Consider the following 18,891-nt stretch of genomic DNA (forward strand, 5'->3'; position numbering starts at 1 on the left):
TGCGGCCCACCGCGCCAACGCTCCGGGCAAGGTGGATACCAGGCCGGGTTGCAGCGCGATGCGCCGCTGCCCTATTCCTGTAGGTACCCCGACCCGCCCAGCTGCCGGGCCTGGCGCTGGATCCATGCGGCACGCCGCTGCACGTACGGGCCCGGCTTGGCCGCGTTGTAACGGCGCGGCGCCGGCAGCACTGCCGCCAGGCGCGCACTCTCGGCCGGTCTGAGGCGCGCGGCATCCTTGCGCCAGAAGGTCTGCGCCGCCGCCTGCGCGCCGTAGACGCCGTCGCCGAACTCGGCAATGTTGGCGTACATCTCCAGAATGCGCTGCTTGGGCCAGAACGCTTCGATCAGCACCGTGTACCAGACCTCCAGGCCCTTGCGCACCCAGCTGCGGCCCTGCCACAGGAACAGGTTCTTGGCCACCTGCTGGCTGATCGTGCTGGCGCCACGCAGGCGCCCACCACGCGCGTTGTGGTCACGCGCCTTCTCGATGGCCTGCAGGTCGAAGCCATTGTGGTCGGAGAAGCGCTGGTCTTCGGCGGCCACCAGCGAAATGGGCAGGCTGGGGGCCATCTCGTCCAGGTCACGCCACTGGTAATGCAACCGGTAGGACCAGTCAGCCTGGCCCAGGGCTTCGCCATAGCGCCACAGCATCACCGTGGACAGCGGCGGATCGATGAACCGCAGCACCAGCACCTGCAGGCAGCTGAACGCCACGAACAGCACCGGCAGCCACAGCAGCTGCCGCCAGCGCCAGCGCCGACGCTGCGCGACCGGGGCGGCCGCCACCTTGTCCTGCTCTCCCCCTGCCCCCATTACTGGTGCATCCTTCTTCTGTCCGGTTGTCGGCGCATTATCCGGCAACCGCCCCTGTTTCCGCGCGATGTGAGCCGATGACCGCCCAATCCGATTCCCTGATCCGTTTCCTGCTGCCCGACGCCGGCGTCCGCGGTGTCCACGTGCACCTGCACGCCACCTGGCAGAAGATCCTGTCCCACGCGGTCTACCCGGACAACGCCGCCGAACTGCTGGGCCAGGCCAGCGTCGCCTCGGCCTTGTTTACCGGCCACACCAAGGTCGATGGGCGTCTGTCGATCCAGCTGCGCAGCAATACCGCCCTGCGCGCCCTGTTCGCCGAATGCACCGCCGCCGGCACCCTGCGCGGCATCGCCCAGCTGGCCGACGGCGGCGACGCGCCGCGTGACCTGTCCACCCTGGGCGAGGGCGCGCTGCTGGCCATCACCATCGAGAACCCGGGCCTGGACCCGCGCGAACCGCAGCGTTACCAGAGCCTGGTTGGCCTGAGCGCGGCCGAGCTGGACGAAGCCTTCGAGGACTACTTCCAGCAGTCCGAACAGCTGCCGACCCGCCTGCTGCTGGCCGCCGACCGCAATGGCGCCAGCGGCCTGCTGCTGCAGAAGCTGCCCGGCGACGAGGGCGACGATGATGGCTGGGTGCGCACCAGTGCGCTGTTCGAGACCCTGGGCAAGGCCGAGCTGCTGGCGACCCCGGCCGACGACCTGCTGCACCGCCTGTTCCACGAGGAAAAACCGGTGCTGGTGGGCGACAAGCCGCTGTCCTTCGCCTGCTCCTGCTCGCGCGAGCGGGTCGCGGCCATGCTCGAATCGCTGGGTGAAGAAGAAGCCCGCGCGGCCGCCGAGGACACCGGCGCGGTGGAAGTGCGATGCGAATTCTGCGGACAGGAGTATCACTTTCCGTTGACGGAGTTCGGCATACTGTTCCACGGTGCCGAGGGGAATGCACCGGCACCTGAACGGCTTCAGTAAAACAGACAGGTCTTGTGTTCTGGGGAGGATCAAGGCTTGTTAAGAATTCATAAACACCCTAGGATCGAGTTCCCGCCCCAGCGGGAACTTTCGTCGTCCGCCCCTGTCTGAACTGGTCCGATGCGTACCTTCCTGCGTCTACCGCTGGCCCTGCTGATCGCCCTTGGCGCGATCACGGGCGCGCATGCGCAGAGCAAGGACACCCGCACCGTCATTCCGGTCTGGAACAAGGGCAGCGGCAAGGTCGAAGCCCTGCTGTACCTGGAACCCACCGGCGAACAGGCCGCGGGCGCTCGCTGGCACTTCGGCCGCAACTCGCTGGATGCCGCCTTCGGTCTGTCCTCGGGCGACTCGCTGGGCCTGCTGTGCAACAGCAGCAGTGGCACCAGCATCAGCGGTCTGGCCAGCCATTGCATGCTGGCCAGCCTGGGCGATGAAGATGACGCGATCGGTGCCAACAACCGCCGCTTCACCGGCACCGCCGCACTCAACCGTGGCAGCAACCGCCTGGGCATCACCGCCGGTACCGGCCGTGAAACCCTGCCGGCATGGCTGGCCTCGCCGAACAAGACCCCTGCCCTGCGCGCCGAGCAGAACGATCTGACCGTGTTCGCCCAGCGCAACATCGGCCGCGAGGGCTTCGTCTCCATTGCCGGCACCTATGCCAAGGCCCGCCTTGTGCCGCTGGCCGACGCCGCACCGGCCATCGTCGACCGCTGGGACAGCAAGAGCCTGAGCCTGGGTGCCGGCTACGGCAATTTCAGCGGCAGCATCATCGGCCGCGTGGTCGATGTACCCGGCAAGCCGGGCAAGTGGGAAGGCTTGGGCATCGGCCTGACCTGGCGCACCCCGTGGTCGGGCCAGCTGACCGTCGGCGCGGAAAACGTCATCAGCCGCGGCAAGAATCCGTTCTCCCCGCGCAACGAAAGCAACGACGACGGCACCGTGCCGTACGTGCGCTACGAGCAGGATCTCTGATTCCACTCCTGGCCGGTAATCCGGCCATGTCACGACAAGGGCGCCTCGGGGCGCCCTTTTCTGTTTCCGCTCGCATCGTGTCGCGCCTCTGCCGGGCACAGCGGTTACACAACGACACGTCGCGACATGCATCAATTGAAACTTTTTACGCCCCCACCGCCTGTCATAAACCGTCAGCGGTTGCGCAGTTAAACTTCAACCCATTGAAATAAAAAGACTTTCCTTGAATTCCGAGGAAAGTGAGACATGAATTAACACACCTTTAATTTTCCAACGAGGCTCGTTACTATCGGTTCAGCCTTGCGTTTTTGGGGCCCCTATTGGGTCCCGTCGCCAGGCACTACCCCAGCCAAGATTTCCTTGGAGAGAGAGAGCCAATGAATTTCAAGTCCAACAAGCTGCGCGATGCCGTTGTCATCGCGCTGGTCGCCGGTGCTTCCACCGCGACCGCCCATGCGCAGGAAGCCACCAGCGGCGCCACCAACCTGGATCGCATCCAGGTCACCGGTTCGCGCATCCGTTCGGTCGACGTTGAAACCGCCCAGCCGATCTTCACCGTGTCCTCCGAGGACATCAAGAAGTCGGGCCTGGTCAGCGTCGGCGACATCCTGCAGAACCTGTCGGTTGCCGGTACGCAGAACTTCAGCAAGGCCGCCGTGCTGACGTCCAACCCGGAACAGGGTGGCCAGTACGTCAACCTGTACAACCTCAACGAAAACCGCACCCTGGTGCTGGTCAACGGCAAGCGCTGGACCACCAGCCTGGCCGGTTACACCGACCTGTCGACCATCCCGAGCGCGCTGATCGAGCGCATCGAAGTGCTGAAGGACGGCGCCTCGGCCATCTACGGCTCCGACGCCGTGGCCGGTGTAGTCAACATCATCATGCGTTCGAACTTTGAAGGCGCTGAGTTCTCCGGCCTGATCGGCCAGAACGGCCGCGGCGATGGCCAGAAGCAGTCGTACTCGTTCACCGCCGGCACCACCGGTGAGAACAGCTCGATCATCTTCGGCGCCAGCTACACCAAGGAAGATCCGGTGTGGGCCAAGGACCGCGAGCTGACCCGCTACACCTACGGTCCGCGCCACATCGGTGCCGGCCTGAGCGCCACCGGTCCGTGGGGTCGTTTCACCGATCCGCGCGCCGCCGGTACCCCGGGTGCGGGCAACTACCTGGACGAAGACGGCAACATCGTCTCCGCTGCCGACGGCAACTGGACGCCGAACATGTACGTGCTGAACCACACCGGCACCTACGACGGCGTGGGCGTTGGCGCGGCTTCCAACAGCCTGGGCAACTACCACGTTGGCGTCACCGCCAATGACCGCTTCAATTCCAGCCAGCAGATGATGCTGCAGCAGGAATCGGAAACGAAGTCGATCTTCACCTCGGTGTCCTACGACTTCAATCCGAACATCAGCTTCAAGTCGACCGTGATGTACTCCGAGCGTGACTCGGTCCGCCAGGTTGCCGGCTACCCGCTGAGCACCGGTGCACAGCCGACCTACCCGGTGTCGATCAGCGCCGACAGCTACTACAACCCGTTCGGCAACCAGGCCAATCCGGGTGCCGGCCTGGCGCTGGACAACTGGTTCCGCCGCACGATTGAAATCCCGCGTATTTCGCAGAACAACGTGAAGTCGTACCACTTCGACGGCGCGCTGGAAGGTGCCTTCGACGTCGGCGACCACGGCTGGAACTGGGACGTGGGCATGAACTACAACAAGTTCGATGTCACCCAGATCGGCACCGGCAACGTCAACCTGCTGGCACTGGAAAAGGCCCTGGGCCCGTCGTTCCTGAACTCGCAGGGCGTCGTGCAGTGCGGTACCGCTGCCAACCCGATCGCGCTGGGCACCAGCCTGGCCGCTGGCCAGTGCACCCCGTTCAACATCCTGGGCGGCCCGTCGGCCTCCACTGCTGATGCCCTGCAGTACATCAACACCATCAGCCAGGCCACCCAGCAGAGCGTCAGCAAGCAGTACTTCGCCAACATCACCGGCGGCCTGTTCAACATGCCGGGCGACGCGGGCGAGTTCGCTTTCGCGGCCGGTATCGAACACCGTACCGTTGATGGCTACGACTATCCGGACCAGCTGTCCGCTGCCGGCTACACCACCGATCTGGCTGCCGGCGCAACCCGCGGCAAGTACAAGACCGACGAAGTGTATCTGGAGCTGATGATTCCGGTGCTGAAGGACGTGCCGGGTGCGAAGGAGCTGTCGTTCGACATCGCCAGCCGCTACTCCGATTACGACCGCTTCGGCGACACCACCAACAGCAAGTTCAGCCTGACCTGGAAGCCGGTTGAAGACCTGCTGGTCCGCGCGACCTACGGCAAGGGCTTCCGCGCCCCGACCCTGGACGACACCTTCGGTGGCGGCTCGCAGACCTTCGACTACTTCACCGATCCGTGCGATGCCCTGCTGGGTATCCGTACCGGCAACGCCACGGCCGCGGCACGCTGCAACGCCGAAGGGCTGGGCGCCAACTTCCGCCAGCAGGACAGCGCCGGCGCACCGGTCGAAGCCCGCGAAAGCCAGAGCATCGCGCCGTTCCAGGCCGGTGTGGGTAACGCCGAGCTGGAACCGGAATACAGCAAGACCCGCACCGTGGGCTTCGTGTTCAGCCCGCGCTGGGTGCAGGGCCTGGACTTCTCGCTGGACTGGTACAAGATCACCATCAACAACGTGATCACCGCCGTGTCGGCCACCTACGTCCTGCAGCAGTGCTACAACGGTGTGGATTCGTTCTGTAACTACACCCGCGACGCTGCATCGGGCCAGGTCGTGGCACTGAGCCGCGGTAACGCCAACCTGGGTGTGCTGGAAACCGAAGGCTACAACTTCGGCGCCAACTACCGCCTGCCGGAAATGAGCATCGGCCAGTTCTCGGTGCACCTGGACGCCAACTACCTGTCGGCCTACCGTTCCAAGAGCGATTCCACTGCCGATTGGGACAACTACGCCGGCTACTGGAACTTCCCGCGCGTGCGCGGCACCCTGGGCGTGAACTGGGCCAAGGGTGACCTGTCGGCGCAGTGGAACCTGCGCTACTACGGCGGCTACCGTGACTTCTGCTTCGACGGTTCGGCCGAAGAGTGCAACGACCCGACCTACCTGACCCCGAACGGCGGCTGGGGCGGCGGTGAAGGCGCCAACAAGAAGGGCTCGATCTCGTACCAGGACGTGTCGGTCAGCTGGGCGGCGCCGTGGAACGGCACCGTCACCGTCGGCGCGCGCAACATCTGGAACAAGACCCCGCCGCAGAGCTACTCGCAGACCAACAACAGCTCCGGTTCGATCGACCCGATGCTGGACTTCGACCGCTACGTGTTCATGCAGTACACGCAGCGCTTCTGATCGAGGCCTGTTCGTAGCGTAAAACACCAGGACGGGGCCCTTCGGGGCCCCGTTTCTGTTTCTGCGCCTCTTCGCTTCCGTTTTGCGCACGAACGCCCGCGCAATGAAAAAGGCCGCAGCAGTGCTGCGGCCTTTTGGCGTTGCGTTCGTCGCTGGTGCTGATCAACCGTTCGGAATCAGCGTCTCGATCAGGTGTTCGACATAGGCTTCGAAATCTTCGCGCGCCTGTTTGGGCTGCTGCAGCTGCAACGACAGCTGCAGGAAACCGACATAGGCCGCATACGCCAGCCGCGCACGGTGGCGGGCATCGGTGGAGCTCAGTCCGGCCTGGCGGAACGAGGCGACCAGATAGTCCAGTCGACGCTGCGAAACGCGGTCGATCACCGGTCGCACCATCGGGTGGTCCAGTGCCTTCAGCAGCTCGCTGTAGATGATGTGCGGCTGCACTTCATGGGCCACCATCTGGAACAGCTGGCGCAGGCGTGCACGTGGGTCGGGCACGTCTTCCAGGCTGCCGAACACCTGTTCCTGCTCGAACAGTTCCCAGCGTTCCAGCGCGGCCTGCAGCAGCGCATCGCGCGAAGGGAAGTGCCAGTAGAAACTGCCCTTGGTGACACCCAGGCGGCGCGCCAGCGGTTCGACCGCGACGGCGCCCACCCCTTGTTCAGCAATCAGGTCGAGGGCCGCCTGGGCCCAGTCTTCGGCACTCAGGCGGCTGTTGCGGCCGGCGCGCGATTCGCCGGCGGAAGTGTCAGGTTGATTCATGGGCTGATTTAACCATACGCCGGGGTTCGTTGCAGTATGCCGTTGCGCTGGAAACCGTCGTAACCCTTGCGGCGCGGCTTCCGCAGTGCACCATACCGGGCAGTATTGACTTCCTCCACGGCCCATCCATACTATCAAGTATGGTTACCCCTGCTGCCGCTGCTGTATTCACCGATCTGCGCCTGGAAGCGGCCCATGGCGCGCACCTGGCTGCCACGGCCAACCAGGCCGGGCGACGCGGACACGTGCTGTTCGCGCACGGCTTTGGCCAGACCCGGCACGCCTGGAATGCGACCGCCCGCGCCCTGTCCGTCGCCGGCCTGCAGACCCTGGCCTACGATGCGCGCGGCCATGGCGATTCGGACTGGAATGCGGCCGACCTGCCCTACCACGGCGAGCAGTTCGCCGATGACCTGATCGTGCTGGCCGGCGAACAGCCGCGACCGCCGGTGCTGGTGGCCGCCTCCATGGGTGGCCTGTTCGGCCTGCTGGCCGAAGCGCGCTGGCCGGGCCTGTTCTCGGCGATGGTGCTGGTGGACATCACCCCGCGCTGGGACACCGCCGGAGTGGAACGCATCCTGGCCTTCATGACCGCCCACCCCGAGGGCTTCACTTCGCTGGCGCACGCTGCCGATGTGATTTCCGCCTACCTGCCGCACCGCCCGCGCAAATCCGAAGCGTCCCTGCAGGCACTGCTGCGCGAGGATGGCCACGGCCGCTGGCGCTGGCACTGGGACCCGCGCCTGGTGGCCGAGCTGGCCCGCGACAGCGAACAGCACCAGGGCGCACTGGCCGAGGCCGCGCGCCAGGTGAAGTGCCCGCTGCTGCTGGTCAGTGGCGGCCGCAGCGACCTGGTCACGCCGCAGACCGTGGCCGAATTCCTGGCATTGGCGCCGCACGCGCGCCACGTACAGTTGCCGCAGGCCACGCACATGGTCGCCGGTGATGACAACGACGCCTTTACCGCTACTGTGTTGGACTATCTGGACGTGTTGCCCGCAGCGGATGCTGCGGCTTCGTCCGCCACAAACGAGCACGTCACCGGAGCACGCTCATGAGCATCGTTCTTCCCTTCCTCGCCCTGCTGCTGGCAGGCGCGTTCGTCGCCTACCACCGCATGCGGCTGGTTACCTGGACGCTGATCAGCGTGGCCCTGCTGGCCATCTGCTGGTTCGTGCCCTACGTGAACCAGACCGCCACGATCGTGGCCGCCGCCGTGCTGGCCGTGATCGCCGTGCCGCTGCTGCTGCCGTTCATCCGCAAGCCGCTGCTGACCGGCCCGATGATGAAGGTGTTCCGCAAGGTGCTGCCGCCGCTGTCGCAGACCGAGCGCATCGCGCTGGAAACCGGCTCGGTCGGATTCGAGGGCGAGCTGTTCACCGGTGATCCGGACTGGAACATCCTGCTGAACTACCCCAAGCCGCAGCTGACCGCCGAAGAACAGGCCTTCCTGGATGGCCCGGTGGAAGAGCTGTGCACCATGGTCAACGACTGGGAAATCACCCATGTCCACGCTGACCTGCCGCCGGCACTGTGGGCCTTCATCAAGAAGAACAAGTTCTTCGGCATGATCATTCCGAAGGAGTACGGCGGCCTGGGCTTCTCCGCGCTGGCCCACCACAAGGTGATCCAGAAGCTGGCCTCGGTGTCTTCGGTGGTCAGCTCCACCGTGGGCGTGCCGAACTCGCTGGGCCCGGGTGAACTGCTGGTGCATTACGGCACCCAGGAACAGAAGGACCAGTACCTGCCGCGCCTGGCCGATGGCCGCGAAGTGCCCTGCTTCGGCCTGACCGGTCCGTTCGCCGGCTCCGATGCCACCTCGATTCCCGACTACGGCATCGTCTGCAAGGGCGAGTGGAACGGCGAGCAGGTGCTGGGCGTCAAGCTGACCTTCGACAAGCGCTACATCACCCTGGCCCCGGTCGCGTCGCTGATCGGCCTGGCCTTCCGCATGTACGACCCGGACGGTTTGATCGGCGATACCCGCGATATCGGCATCACCCTGGGCCTGCTGCCGCGCGACACCGCCGGCGTTGAGATCGGCCGTCGCCACTTCCCGCTGAACTCGACCTTCCAGAACGGTCCGATCAAGGGCAAGGACGTGTTCATTCCGCTCACCCAGCTGATTGGTGGTGCGGCCATGGCCGGCAAGGGCTGGAACATGCTCAACGAGTGCCTGGCCGTGGGCCGCTCGATCACCCTGCCCTCCACCGCCAGCGGCGGTGCCAAGGCCGGCGCGGCCGTCACCGGCGCGTACGCACGCATCCGCAAGCAGTTCGGCCTGTCGGTCGGCCGCTTCGAAGGCGTGGAAGAAGCGCTGGCCCGCATCGGCGGCAAGGCCTACAAGATCAGCGCGCTGTCGCAGGCCACCGCTGCCGCGGTGGACCGTGGCGACGTGCCGTCGGTGCCGTCGGCCATCGCCAAGTACCACTGCACCAACATGAGCCGCGAAGTGATCTCGGACATGATGGACGTGATCGGCGGCAAGGGCATCATCCTGGGGCCGCGCAACTTCGCCGGCCGCAGCTGGCAGGCCGCGCCGATCGCGATCACCGTGGAAGGCGCCAACATCATGACCCGCAGCCTGCTGATCTTCGGCCAGGGTGCGATCCTCTGCCACCCGTGGGTGCTGAAGGAAATGAAGGCCGCGCAGGATCCGGACACCCGCGCCGGTCTGCAGGACTTCGACCGCAGCCTGTTCGGCCACATCCGCTACGGCATTTCCAATGCGGTGCGCTCGTTCTGGTTCGGCCTGACCGGCGCGCGCTTCGGTGCCGCCCCGGGCGACGCTTACACCCGCCGCTACTTCCGCAAGCTGGACCGTTACTCGGCCAACCTGGCGCTGATGGCCGACATTTCGATGATGACCCTCGGCGGCAAGCTGAAGTTCAAGGAATCGCTGTCCGGCCGCTTGGGCGACGTGCTGAGCCATGTCTACATGACCAGCGCCATGCTCAAGCGTTACCACGACGAAGGCGCACCGCAGGCCGACCAGCCGCTGCTGGCCTGGGCCTTCCATGACAGCGTGCACAAGATCGAAGAGTCGCTGTCGGCGGCCCTGCGCAACTTCCCGATCCGTCCGATCGGCTGGCTGATGTGGGCGCTGATCTTCCCGCTGGGCCGTCGTGCCGAAGCGCCGGGCGATCGCCTGAGCCGCCGCGTGGCCGCCCTGCTGATGGCCCCCAACGAAGCCCGCGACCGCCTGGCCAGTGGCGTGTTCCTGACCCCGTGCGAGAACAACCCGGGCGGCCGCATCAACAGCTACCTGAGCAAGGCGATCATGGCCGAGCCGGTGGAGCGCAAGTTCCTGAAGGCGCTGAAGAGCAAGGGTATCGAGGCGCTGGACTTCAAGGCGCAGCTGGACGAGGCCGTGGCCGAAGGCGTGATCACCCAGGACGAGCGCAGCCTGCTGGAAGAACTGCGCACGCTGACCCTGGACACCATCACCGTGGACGACTTCGACACCCACGAACTGCGTGCAGCCAGCTACTACGACCGCCAGCACAAGGACCCGCATTCGCAGGCAGCGTGATCGCCTGGAATTCGCGGAGATGAAAGCGGCGGGCTCCGGCCCGCCGTTTTTTTTGTGGAGGATGCGGAGCCACGCATGGCGTGGCGCTACCGCTGTCGTCCTGGTGGGGCCACGCATGGCGTGGCGCTACCGCTGTCGTCCTGGTGGGGCCACGCATGGCGTGGCGCTACCGCTGTCGTCCTGGTGGGGCCACGCATGGCGTGGCGCTACCGCTGTCGTCCTGGTGGGCCACGCATGGCGTGGCGCTACCGCTGTCGTCCTGGTGGGGCCACGCATGGCGTGGTGGGGCCACGCATGGCGTGGCGCTACCGCTGTCGTCCTGGTGGGGCCACGCATGGCGTGGCGCTACCGCAGTAGATCCACCCCATGGGTGGATACGCGCACCGCCATCACGCGATCACGCCGGCACGAACCACCATGCCACGGCAGCCAGCACCGCCGGCAGCGCCTGGATGAAGAAGATCCGCTTGTTCACGCTCCAGGCGCCGTAGCAGCCGGCCACGATCACGCAGCCCAGCGAGAAATTCACCAGCATCGGCAGGTGGTCGAACAGGCCCCAGAACAGCCCGGCAGCCAGGAAGCCGTTGTACAGCCCCTGGTTGGCCGCCAGCACGCGGGTGATCTCGGCCTTTTCCGGCGTGTTGCGGAACGTCTTCAGGCCCAGCGGACGGGTCCACAGGAACATTTCCAGCACCAGGAAATAGACGTGCAGCAGGGCGACCAGCAGGGTCAGGGCGAGTGCGATCCAGTACATGGGCGGTTCCTTGGATGGATGGGGTGATGGGGTCAGAGCCCTCTCCGTGGGAGAGGGATCCGACCCCGCGCGGCTCAGCGGTCGCGCGGCAGCTTCTTCTCTTCGCGCAGCACGCCGAACGCGGCGGCGGTCATGCAGGCCGCTGCCAGGATGCCGCCCACGAATACCACGTGCGAACCGAACAGCGACAGCGCCTTGTGCACCCAGGTGAAGCTGAGGTCGGCGCCGCGGTACACCACGGTGTCGATGGCCGCACCGGCCTTGTAGCGCCACTGGCGGTCCACGCGGGTGTAGATCGTCTCGCGCGCGGGCTTGAACAGCGAGAACTCGCTGGCGCGGGTCATCACCTGCACCACCGCCACCATCATCGGCAGTGGCGAGGCGGCCAGCACCGAAAACCCGATCAGGATGGCGAATGCGGGAATCAGCAGCGCCGGCGCAATGCCGTGGCGTGACAGCAGCCAGCGGGTCAGGCTGAGCTGCAGCAGCAGGGTCAGGGCGTTCACGGCCAGGTCGATGCGCGAGAAGAACGCCGTGCTGGCCGCCGGATCGGTGAAGGCGGCGCGCACGATGCTGGCCTGCTGGTTGTACAGCAGGGTGCCCACGCCCACGCCGAACACCACCAGCACCGCCAGCCAGCGCAGCAGCGGTTCGCGCACGATCAGCTTCAGGCCATCCAGCACGCTGCCGCCCATCGGCTGTTCACCCGACACCAGCTGCTGTTCGCGCTCGCGCAGCACCGCCCAGTGGCGCAGCCGCCAGATGCAGAACAGGCAGACCACCAGGAACCCGGCCGACACCAGCATCAGGTTGGCGATGCCCACCCGCTGGGCCAGCGCACTGGTGATGATCGGGCCCAGGAACGCGCCCACGGTGCCGGCCGCGCCGATGTAGCCGTACCAGGCGCGCGCCTGGGCGTTGCTGAACACATCGGCCATGAAGCTCCAGAACACCGCCACCGCGAACAGGTTGAACACCATCACCCACAGGAAGAAGGCCATGCCCCGCCCCGGCACGCCACTGTCGAACAGCGCGTAGAAGCCCAGCAGGGTGACGATGAAGAAGCCGTACACCACCGGCAGGAACACCCGGCGCGGGAAACGACTGACCAGCCAGCCATAGACCGGCTGCAGCACCAGCATGATCAGGAACACGCAGGTGAACAGGAACTGCAGGACGAAGTCCTTCAGGGCGATGCCATGGCTGGCGAACCAGCTGATCAGCAGCGGCGGGAACACCGTTTCCAGATCGGCCGAGGCGGCCATCGCCTCGCGTACCGGGCGCAGCACGTAATAGCCGCTGAGCAGGCAGAAGAAGTACAGGAACGACCACCACAGCGCCGGCGATTCGCGCAGGGCCGCGACCAGGCCGCGCAGTGCACCGTTGTTGCGTGCCGCGCTCACGCGATTCCCCTCGCCTGCGAACGGCGGTTGGACAGCAGCATGGCAGGCTCCGGGGGGCGATGAAGCGCGTACGTTAGCCAATGCACTGCAACATCGCCAGCCGGCTGCTGCAGGGCCAGCAGAACCGAGCGTTGCAGCCGCCCTGCCAAGGCGCGTCGCAGCGTGCAGAACAAGCGTCAAAAATCCAAATTTTTCAACGAGATGCGCATTCATCTTCGCTTTGTTTGTGCACAGGCGAAAAGCGGCGCTAGAATCGACTCCAGCAGTCGCGCACGGGTCACCTCGATGAAAAAGAACAGCCTGCGTCGTCCGATCCGATCGGCGACCACTGGTTTGCTGGGCATGCTCATGCCCGTTGCCTTGTCCACCACCGCGCAGACGCCGCCGCCCCTGCCGCCGCTGCCGGCCAACATCGAATCCCACAGCGTGGCCCACACCCAGCCGGCCGCCTACCGTACCGGGCTGGTGCCGCAGGTGCAGTTGCCGGCGGCCGGGTTCAACGTGGCCAACATCGAATCGATGGCGCAGCAGCTGACCTATGGCGAGCGCGTGCCGGGCATGGCCGTGGCCATCGTGCAGGGCGGCCGGGTGATCAGCGCGCGCGGTTATGGCGTGACCGATGTCAACAACCCGCTGCCGGTCGATGCCCACACCGTGTTCCGTCTGGCATCGCTGTCCAAGGCCTTCGCCGGCACCATGGCCGGCCTGCTGGTGAACGATGGCACGCTGCGCTGGGACAGCAAGGTGACCGATTACGTGCCCGGCTTCCGGCTCAATTCGCCCGAAGCCACCGACCGCCTGACCGTGGCCGACGTGCTGAGCCATCGCGTAGGCCTGCCTTACAACGCCTACGACCGCGACATCGAAGGCAACGCCGAGTACTACACGCTGACCCAGAAGCTGGCCAATACCAGCCTGAAGTGCCTGCCGGGTGACTGCTACGCCTACCAGAACGTGGCCTTCAGCCTGATCGGTGACGTGGTCTATGCCGCGTCGGGCAGCTTCTATGAACAGTCCGTGGAACGGCGCATCTTCAAGCCGCTGGGCATGAACGATGCCAGCATGGGCCTGGCCGGCATCCAGGCCAGCTCGCGCTGGGCGCGTCCGCACGTGCGCAGCCGCAACGGCTGGGTCTCGCTGACCCCGAAGCCGACCTACTACCGCGTCGCGCCGGCGGCAGGCGTGAACGCCAGCGCCAGCGACATGGCGCAGTGGCTGCTGGCCCACACCGGCCACCGCCCCGACGTACTGCCGGCACCGCTGCTGGCCACCCTGCATTCGAGCCTGATCAACACCCCGGGCGAGATGCGTTCGGGCTGGCGCCGCGAGCGCCTGCATTCGGCCGGCTACGCGCTGGGCTGGCGCACGTTCGATTACGCCGGCCACGACGTGGTCTTCCATGCCGGCGCCGTGCAGGGTTACCGCGGCCTGGTGGCGCTGGTGCCCGAACGCGACCTGGGCATTGCGATCATGTGGAACGGTGAAAGCAGCCTGCCCAGCGGCCTGCTGCCGACCGTGCTCGATTCGGCCCTGGGCCTGCCCGCACAGCGCTGGTTGGACGTGGATACCGACTTCGGCAGCGACAGCCTGATGGCCGACGGTGCTGCTCCGGCGCAGGACAAGCGCAAGGGCAAGGGTGCTTCGAGCAACCGCGCGGTGGCCTCGCCGCGCTGATCCGGCACACGCCGGTAAACCTGGAAAGGGCGGCCTGCGGGTCGCCCTTTTTGCTTTCGTAGAGTCGAGCTTGCTCGACTGACCAGCAAAGCAGTCGAGCAAGCTCGACTCTACAAAGGCGGTGGAGCAGTCGAGCAAGCTCGACTCTACAAAGGCGGTGGAGCAGTCGAGCAAGCTCGACTCTACAAAGGCGGTGGAGCAGTCGAGCAAGCTCGACTCTACAAGGGCGTCGCACGGCGCGCGGGCATAAAAAAACCCCTTCCCTGCTGGGCAACAGGGAAGGGGTTTCAGGGTACGGCGATCGGGATGGAACTTAGATCAGCGGTGCCGGGGTAGCCGGCAGAGCGACCGGAGCGGCCTTCTTCTTGCGAGCGGCCGGCTTGCGCTTGGCAACCTTCTTCGCTGCCTTCTTCGGGGCAGCCTTCTTGGTGGCCTTCTTCGCGGTCTTCTTTACGGCCTTCTTGGCAGTCTTCTTGACGGCCTTCTTCACTGCCTTCTTGGCGACCTTCTTGGCCGGCTTGCGGGCGGTGGTCTTCTTGGCGGCCTTCTTGGCAGTCTTCTTCACTGCCTTCTTGGCGACCTTCTTGACGGCCTTCTTCGCGGTCTTCTTTGCCGGCTTCTTGGCTACCTTCTTCGCCGCCTTCTTCACTGCCTTCTTCGCAGTGGTCTTCTTGGCGACCTTCTTGGCGACCTTCTTCACCGCCTTCTTTGCCGTTGCCTTCTTCGCGACCTTCTTCACTGCCTTCTTGGCAGCGGCCTTCTTCGCGACCTTCTTCACCGCTTTCTTGGCGGCGGGCTTCTTTTTCGCAGCTTTCTTGGTTGCCATGGGATGGCTCCTCGTCAGTGATAGGGAGTTGAAACGCCCAGGTGGATCAAACCCGCCGATGCTGCGTGCGGGGACCGCCGGCGCGTCAGGCGCGCCGTTACGGATGCGGCAATGTCGGCCCCGGTCGGCGGGACGGACATCGGAAAGGAAAGTGCCGTGCGTTTCTCCGGGGGAAGCAGGGCCCTGTCCACCGTCTTGAGGATCGCGGTGGTCTTGGAGGGATTGCTTCGCATCGGACGATTGATTCGGCGCACTCGGTTGGGCAGGCAAGGTCTGCTGAGGCGAAACCTAATCACGGTTTTTTTTACTGTCAACAACCCCCGCGAAAAATTTTCACATCGCGGCGCCTTGGCGGCGCGCCCGCTGCGGGCCCGGCAGCACCCGCCGCGCGCCGGTTCGAGCGCTGCAAGGCGGTGCGACGGCGCACGTGCCGACCAACACGTTGAATAAAAAACACTTGAAATAAGCACTCTGCGTTGATAGGCAGTGGCTGGCGCAGCACGCACGTGCGGTCGTCGTCGCTACCGCACGATGGCGGAAGCCGCTCTCGAAACGGACCCGCAACGGGGGTAAAAACTTTTCACATCCGGGTGCAGTTCCGCGGGTGCCGAAACACGGATTTGCGCAAAACTGCGCAAGCCCGAACGCATCGTTCGCGCGCAGCGATGGCCGCCACGCGCACCCGGCACACGCACCTTCGGTCCTGGCTGACGCGGGTGCAGAAACGAAAACGGCCACCCGAAGGTGGCCGCTGGTGTTCGCCGGAAACCAGGACTCAGTGGTCCTCGTCTTCCAGTGCTTCGGCGTAGGCGTCCGGATCCAGCAGCTCGTTGAGCTCTTCGGCGTTGGACAGCTCGACCACGAACATCCAGCCTTCGCCGTAGGCATCTTCGTTGATGGTTTCCGGCTTGTCGGCCAGCGCCGAGTTGACCTCGACCACCTTGCCGCTGATCGGGCTGTAGACGTCCGAAGCCGCCTTCACCGATTCGACCACGGCGATCTGCTCGCCGGCCTTGGCGTCGGCGCCGACGTCGGGCAGTTCGACATAGACCAGGTCACCCAGCAGGCCCTGGGCGTGGTCGGAAATACCAACGGTAACGCGGCCATTGCCTTCGACGCGGGCCCACTCGTGGGACTTGAGGAACTTGAGGTCGCCGGGGATCTCGCTCATGGAACTGCTCCAGGAATACAGGGGTGTGGAAAGAACGGGGCTAGTGTAACCAACCGGCCGCCACTGCTGTCAGTGACGACCGGCACGTTCGCATCACGCGTCGACAAGCACGCCCGGTTGGGCCTGGCCTTCGCGCACGAACGGGAACTTGACCACGCGCACCGGTACCTGGCGGCCGCGGATGTCCACGGTCACCTGGCCCAGTTCGCCTGCCGGCACGCGGGCAAACGCGATGCCCTTGGCCAGGCTGGGCGAGAAGGTGCCGGACAGGATCTCGCCCTGGCCGCTGGCGGTGGTGACCGCCTGGCCGTGGCGCAGCACGCCCTTCTCGTCCATCACCAGGCCGATCATCTGGCGCGCGGTGCCGGCGGCCTTCTGCGCCTCCAGCACATCGCGGCCGATGAAGTCGCGGCCTTCGTCCAGCGACACGGTCCAGGCCAGCGCGGCTTCATACGGGCTGATCTCTTCGTCCATGTCCTGGCCGTAGAGGTTCATGCCCGCTTCCAGACGCAGCGTGTCACGCGCGCCCAGGCCAGCCGGCTTCACCCCGGCGTCGATCAGGCGGTTCCAGAACGCGACCACCGCGTCCTGCGGCAGCAGGATCTCGAAGCCGTCTTCGCCGGTGTAACCGGTGCGGGCAACGAACAGTTCAACGCCGTCGTCGGCCTTGACCTGCAGGGCGGCGAAACGGGTGAGCTTGGCCAGCGCCTCGCGGTCGGCGCCGCCGACCAGGCCAGCGACGCTGTCGCGGGCCTGCGGGCCCTGCACGGCCAGGATGGCCAGGTCCGGGCGCTGCTCCACGCTTACGCCGAACGGTGCGGCCTGTTCGCGCAGCCAGGCCAGATCCTTTTCGCGGGTGGAGGCGTTGACCACCATGCGGAAGAAATCGTCGGCCAGGTAGTAGACGATCAGGTCGTCGATGACGCCGCCGCGGGCATTGAGCATGCACGAGTACAGGGCCTTGCCCGGCACCTTCAGCTTGTCGATGGAGTTGGCCAGCAGGCGGCGCAGGAACGGCTTGGCCTGCTCGCCGCGCAGGTCGACCACGGTCATGTGGCTGACGTCGAACACGCCGGCTTGGCGACGCACCAGGTGGTGTTCGTCCAGCTGCGAGCCGTAGTGGATGGGCATGTCCCAACCCCCGAAATCGACCATCTTGGCGCCGAGGGCGCGGTGGGTATCGTTGAGCAGCGTCTTCTGGGTCATGACCGGGTCCGGCAGCAGAGGAAACAAGAACACGCATTATCCCAGATCGGTCGGCGGCAGGCGTGCCGCAGCGCAGCGGGGGGCGTGTGTGTGTGTGTGTTGGGCCGGCCTGCGGCCGGCGGCGCTTTCTATACGCCAGAGCGCAGAGCCAGAGCCACAGCCAGAGCACTTCGGCTCTGGGTTGATTCGGCTTGGGCGGGGCGGTGTGGGGTGGCGGGACACGCCGTAAACCCGTCCATGGGGGCTCGTAGGCGCCATCCATGGCGCCTGCGGTCCCGCCACCCCACACCACCCCACCCTTCCGGGTTCACCGGTGACGGACGGCAAAGGCAAGGGCAAGAGCGGATTTGGATGTCGACATATATATGGAGAGGGGTCGGAGCCCTTTCCTGCGGAAAGGGATCCGACCCCCGTGGAGCTGGCTTTTGCTTTTCGCTCTTTATCTTTCTTACGTGGGCTGGACGCGCACGGAAACTGTCGGGGGTCGGGCGGGTTGGGTTCGCGGGGGTGTCCGCGGCATGGATGCCGCGGCCAAGCCTCCAGGGACGGATTCACGGCGTCGCCCGCGAACCCAACCCGCCCGACCCGGCTCGCAATGCCAGTCGACTCCACCGCCGGCCACCCCACGAGGGGCTGCGCCGTTGGCTGGAACCCTCAGATGCGGGTGGTGGCCAGGAACCGTTCGCGGTCCTGCTGGGTGCGGCGGCGGATTTCTTCCAGGGCCTGGCTTTCGGTCGCTGCCAGCATCGCCTCGAACAGGCGCTGGAAGTGGTGGCGCATGGCATTGCGGGCCGCCACCGGATCGCGGCTGCGCAGTGCTTCGAAAATGGCCATGTGTTCGTCGGCACGGCTGGCGCCGTCGTCATGGCAGACCCGCGCATAGACCTCGGTCACCCGCGGCAGCTCGCTGCGCATGCGCCAGATCTGCTGCACGAAATATTCGACCACCGGATTGCCGGACAACCGCGCGATGGTCAGGTGGAAACGACGATCGAAGTCCCCTGCCTCGGCATCGGTCAGATCGCGCCGGCACAGCGCATCGGCCAGCACCTGCAGTTCGGCGATGCCGGCGTCATCGATGTTGCCGGCCGCCAGCGCCGCTGCTTCGGCCTCGAACACGGCACGCGCGGCGGTAAGGTCGAAGGCACTGACATCGGGCAGGCCGCCGCTGGCCTGCGCCGGGCGCGGCTTCACGTAGACGCCCGAACCGATGCGGATGGCGATCCAGCCCTGCGCTTCCAGGGCGATCTCGGCTTCGCGGATGGTCACCCGGCTGACGCCGAAACGCTCGGCCAGCTCACGCTCGCCCGGCAGGCGCGAACCCGGCGGGAATTCACCGCCCTCGATCAACGAGCGGAGCTTGGCGGCGATGGTCTGGTAGAGACGGTTGGCGGACATGCGGCTGACCCTTGGCGGTTCCCTCCGGGCCCGTCC

At 65.9% G+C, this 18,891-nt stretch carries 14 protein-coding genes; 6 read left to right on the forward strand and 8 right to left on the reverse strand.

Annotated features, from left to right (window positions below):
- Positions 1–71 precede the first annotated feature (71 nt).
- Positions 72–815: a monofunctional biosynthetic peptidoglycan transglycosylase gene (gene mtgA / locus C1930_RS15040; RefSeq protein ID WP_108772087.1), complete on the reverse strand. Its 744-nt coding sequence runs from the start codon at positions 813–815 to the stop codon at positions 72–74.
- Positions 816–892: 77 nt separating this feature from the next.
- Here mtgA and C1930_RS15045 point away from each other — a divergent pair, with 77 nt between their 5' ends.
- From C1930_RS15045 to C1930_RS15055, 3 genes are all read left to right on the forward strand, one after another.
- On the forward strand, positions 893–1,786 hold the full coding sequence (locus C1930_RS15045) for an Hsp33 family molecular chaperone HslO (protein ID WP_108772088.1): 894 nt from the start codon (positions 893–895) through the stop codon (positions 1,784–1,786).
- A gap of 120 nt (positions 1,787–1,906) precedes the next feature.
- Positions 1,907–2,764: a hypothetical protein gene (locus tag C1930_RS15050; protein WP_108753870.1), complete on the forward strand. Its 858-nt coding sequence runs from the start codon at positions 1,907–1,909 to the stop codon at positions 2,762–2,764.
- Positions 2,765–3,141: 377 nt separating this feature from the next.
- Positions 3,142–6,126, forward strand: coding sequence for a TonB-dependent receptor (locus tag C1930_RS15055; protein WP_108756926.1), 2,985 nt, complete (start codon positions 3,142–3,144; stop codon positions 6,124–6,126).
- A 162-nt stretch (positions 6,127–6,288) separates the two neighbouring features.
- Here the strand turns inward: C1930_RS15055 and C1930_RS15060 are convergent, their stop codons facing one another.
- On the reverse strand, positions 6,289–6,891 hold the full coding sequence (locus tag C1930_RS15060; RefSeq protein WP_108756927.1) for a TetR/AcrR family transcriptional regulator: 603 nt from the start codon (positions 6,889–6,891) through the stop codon (positions 6,289–6,291).
- A 140-nt stretch (positions 6,892–7,031) separates the two neighbouring features.
- On the opposite strand from C1930_RS15060, the gene C1930_RS15065 reads away from it, so the two are divergent.
- Both C1930_RS15065 and C1930_RS15070 read left to right on the forward strand, forming a co-directional pair.
- Positions 7,032–7,949, forward strand: a complete 918-nt coding sequence (locus C1930_RS15065; protein WP_108772089.1) for an alpha/beta hydrolase — start codon at positions 7,032–7,034, stop codon at positions 7,947–7,949.
- Positions 7,946–10,423 (forward strand): acyl-CoA dehydrogenase, encoded by a 2,478-nt coding sequence (locus C1930_RS15070; protein WP_108772090.1) that lies wholly within the window; start codon positions 7,946–7,948, stop codon positions 10,421–10,423. Before C1930_RS15065 ends, C1930_RS15070 begins: the two co-directional genes overlap by 4 nt.
- A gap of 397 nt (positions 10,424–10,820) precedes the next feature.
- On the opposite strand, the gene C1930_RS15075 is transcribed toward C1930_RS15070, so the two are convergent.
- Together C1930_RS15075 and C1930_RS15080 are read right to left on the reverse strand one after the other, a co-directional pair.
- Positions 10,821–11,177: a DUF1304 domain-containing protein gene (locus C1930_RS15075; RefSeq protein WP_108750793.1), complete on the reverse strand. Its 357-nt coding sequence runs from the start codon at positions 11,175–11,177 to the stop codon at positions 10,821–10,823.
- Between the two features lie 74 nt (positions 11,178–11,251).
- Entirely contained in the window at positions 11,252–12,580 is a 1,329-nt protein-coding gene (locus C1930_RS15080; protein WP_108756930.1) for an MFS transporter, read from the reverse strand.
- A gap of 285 nt (positions 12,581–12,865) precedes the next feature.
- On the opposite strand from C1930_RS15080, the gene C1930_RS15085 reads away from it, so the two are divergent.
- Positions 12,866–14,254 (forward strand): serine hydrolase domain-containing protein, encoded by a 1,389-nt coding sequence (locus C1930_RS15085; protein ID WP_108762671.1) that lies wholly within the window; start codon positions 12,866–12,868, stop codon positions 14,252–14,254.
- 313 nt (positions 14,255–14,567) lie between these two features.
- On the opposite strand, the gene C1930_RS15090 is transcribed toward C1930_RS15085, so the two are convergent.
- From C1930_RS15090 to C1930_RS15105, 4 genes are all read right to left on the reverse strand, one after another.
- A complete protein-coding gene (locus tag C1930_RS15090; RefSeq protein ID WP_234412673.1) occupies positions 14,568–15,350 on the reverse strand; it encodes a histone in 783 nt (260 codons plus the stop codon).
- A 505-nt stretch (positions 15,351–15,855) separates the two neighbouring features.
- The gene (gene gcvH, locus C1930_RS15095) at positions 15,856–16,251 is read right to left on the reverse strand and encodes a glycine cleavage system protein GcvH (protein ID WP_108756933.1); all 396 of its coding nucleotides are present in this window, start codon (positions 16,249–16,251) and stop codon (positions 15,856–15,858) included.
- Between the two features lie 93 nt (positions 16,252–16,344).
- The gene (gene gcvT / locus C1930_RS15100) at positions 16,345–17,457 is read right to left on the reverse strand and encodes a glycine cleavage system aminomethyltransferase GcvT (RefSeq protein ID WP_108772091.1); all 1,113 of its coding nucleotides are present in this window, start codon (positions 17,455–17,457) and stop codon (positions 16,345–16,347) included.
- Between the two features lie 654 nt (positions 17,458–18,111).
- Positions 18,112–18,855, reverse strand: a complete 744-nt coding sequence (locus tag C1930_RS15105; protein WP_108772092.1) for a FadR/GntR family transcriptional regulator — start codon at positions 18,853–18,855, stop codon at positions 18,112–18,114.
- Positions 18,856–18,891: the final 36 nt, after the last annotated feature.

The sequence above is a fragment of the Stenotrophomonas sp. SAU14A_NAIMI4_8 genome, assembly GCF_003086695.1.
Taxonomy (GTDB): Bacteria; Pseudomonadota; Gammaproteobacteria; order Xanthomonadales; family Xanthomonadaceae; genus Stenotrophomonas.

What these genes read in the sequence shown, in the direction of transcription:
- C1930_RS15070 (WP_108772090.1), top strand. Translation starts at nt 7,946, where the DNA reads ATGAGCATCGTTCTTCCCTTCCTCGCCCTGCTGCTGGCAGGCGCGTTC.
- C1930_RS15055 (WP_108756926.1), top strand. Translation starts at nt 3,142, where the DNA reads ATGAATTTCAAGTCCAACAAGCTGCGCGATGCCGTTGTCATCGCGCTG.
- C1930_RS15085 (WP_108762671.1), top strand. Translation starts at nt 12,866, where the DNA reads ATGAAAAAGAACAGCCTGCGTCGTCCGATCCGATCGGCGACCACTGGT.
- C1930_RS15065 (WP_108772089.1), top strand. Translation starts at nt 7,032, where the DNA reads ATGGTTACCCCTGCTGCCGCTGCTGTATTCACCGATCTGCGCCTGGAA.
- C1930_RS15075 (WP_108750793.1), bottom strand. Translation starts at nt 11,177, where the DNA reads ATGTACTGGATCGCACTCGCCCTGACCCTGCTGGTCGCCCTGCTGCAC.
- C1930_RS15050 (WP_108753870.1), top strand. Translation starts at nt 1,907, where the DNA reads ATGCGTACCTTCCTGCGTCTACCGCTGGCCCTGCTGATCGCCCTTGGC.
- C1930_RS15105 (WP_108772092.1), bottom strand. Translation starts at nt 18,855, where the DNA reads ATGTCCGCCAACCGTCTCTACCAGACCATCGCCGCCAAGCTCCGCTCG.
- C1930_RS15045 (WP_108772088.1), top strand. Translation starts at nt 893, where the DNA reads ATGACCGCCCAATCCGATTCCCTGATCCGTTTCCTGCTGCCCGACGCC.
- gcvH (WP_108756933.1), bottom strand. Translation starts at nt 16,251, where the DNA reads ATGAGCGAGATCCCCGGCGACCTCAAGTTCCTCAAGTCCCACGAGTGG.
- gcvT (WP_108772091.1), bottom strand. Translation starts at nt 17,457, where the DNA reads ATGACCCAGAAGACGCTGCTCAACGATACCCACCGCGCCCTCGGCGCC.
- mtgA (WP_108772087.1), bottom strand. Translation starts at nt 815, where the DNA reads ATGGGGGCAGGGGGAGAGCAGGACAAGGTGGCGGCCGCCCCGGTCGCG.
- C1930_RS15060 (WP_108756927.1), bottom strand. Translation starts at nt 6,891, where the DNA reads ATGAATCAACCTGACACTTCCGCCGGCGAATCGCGCGCCGGCCGCAAC.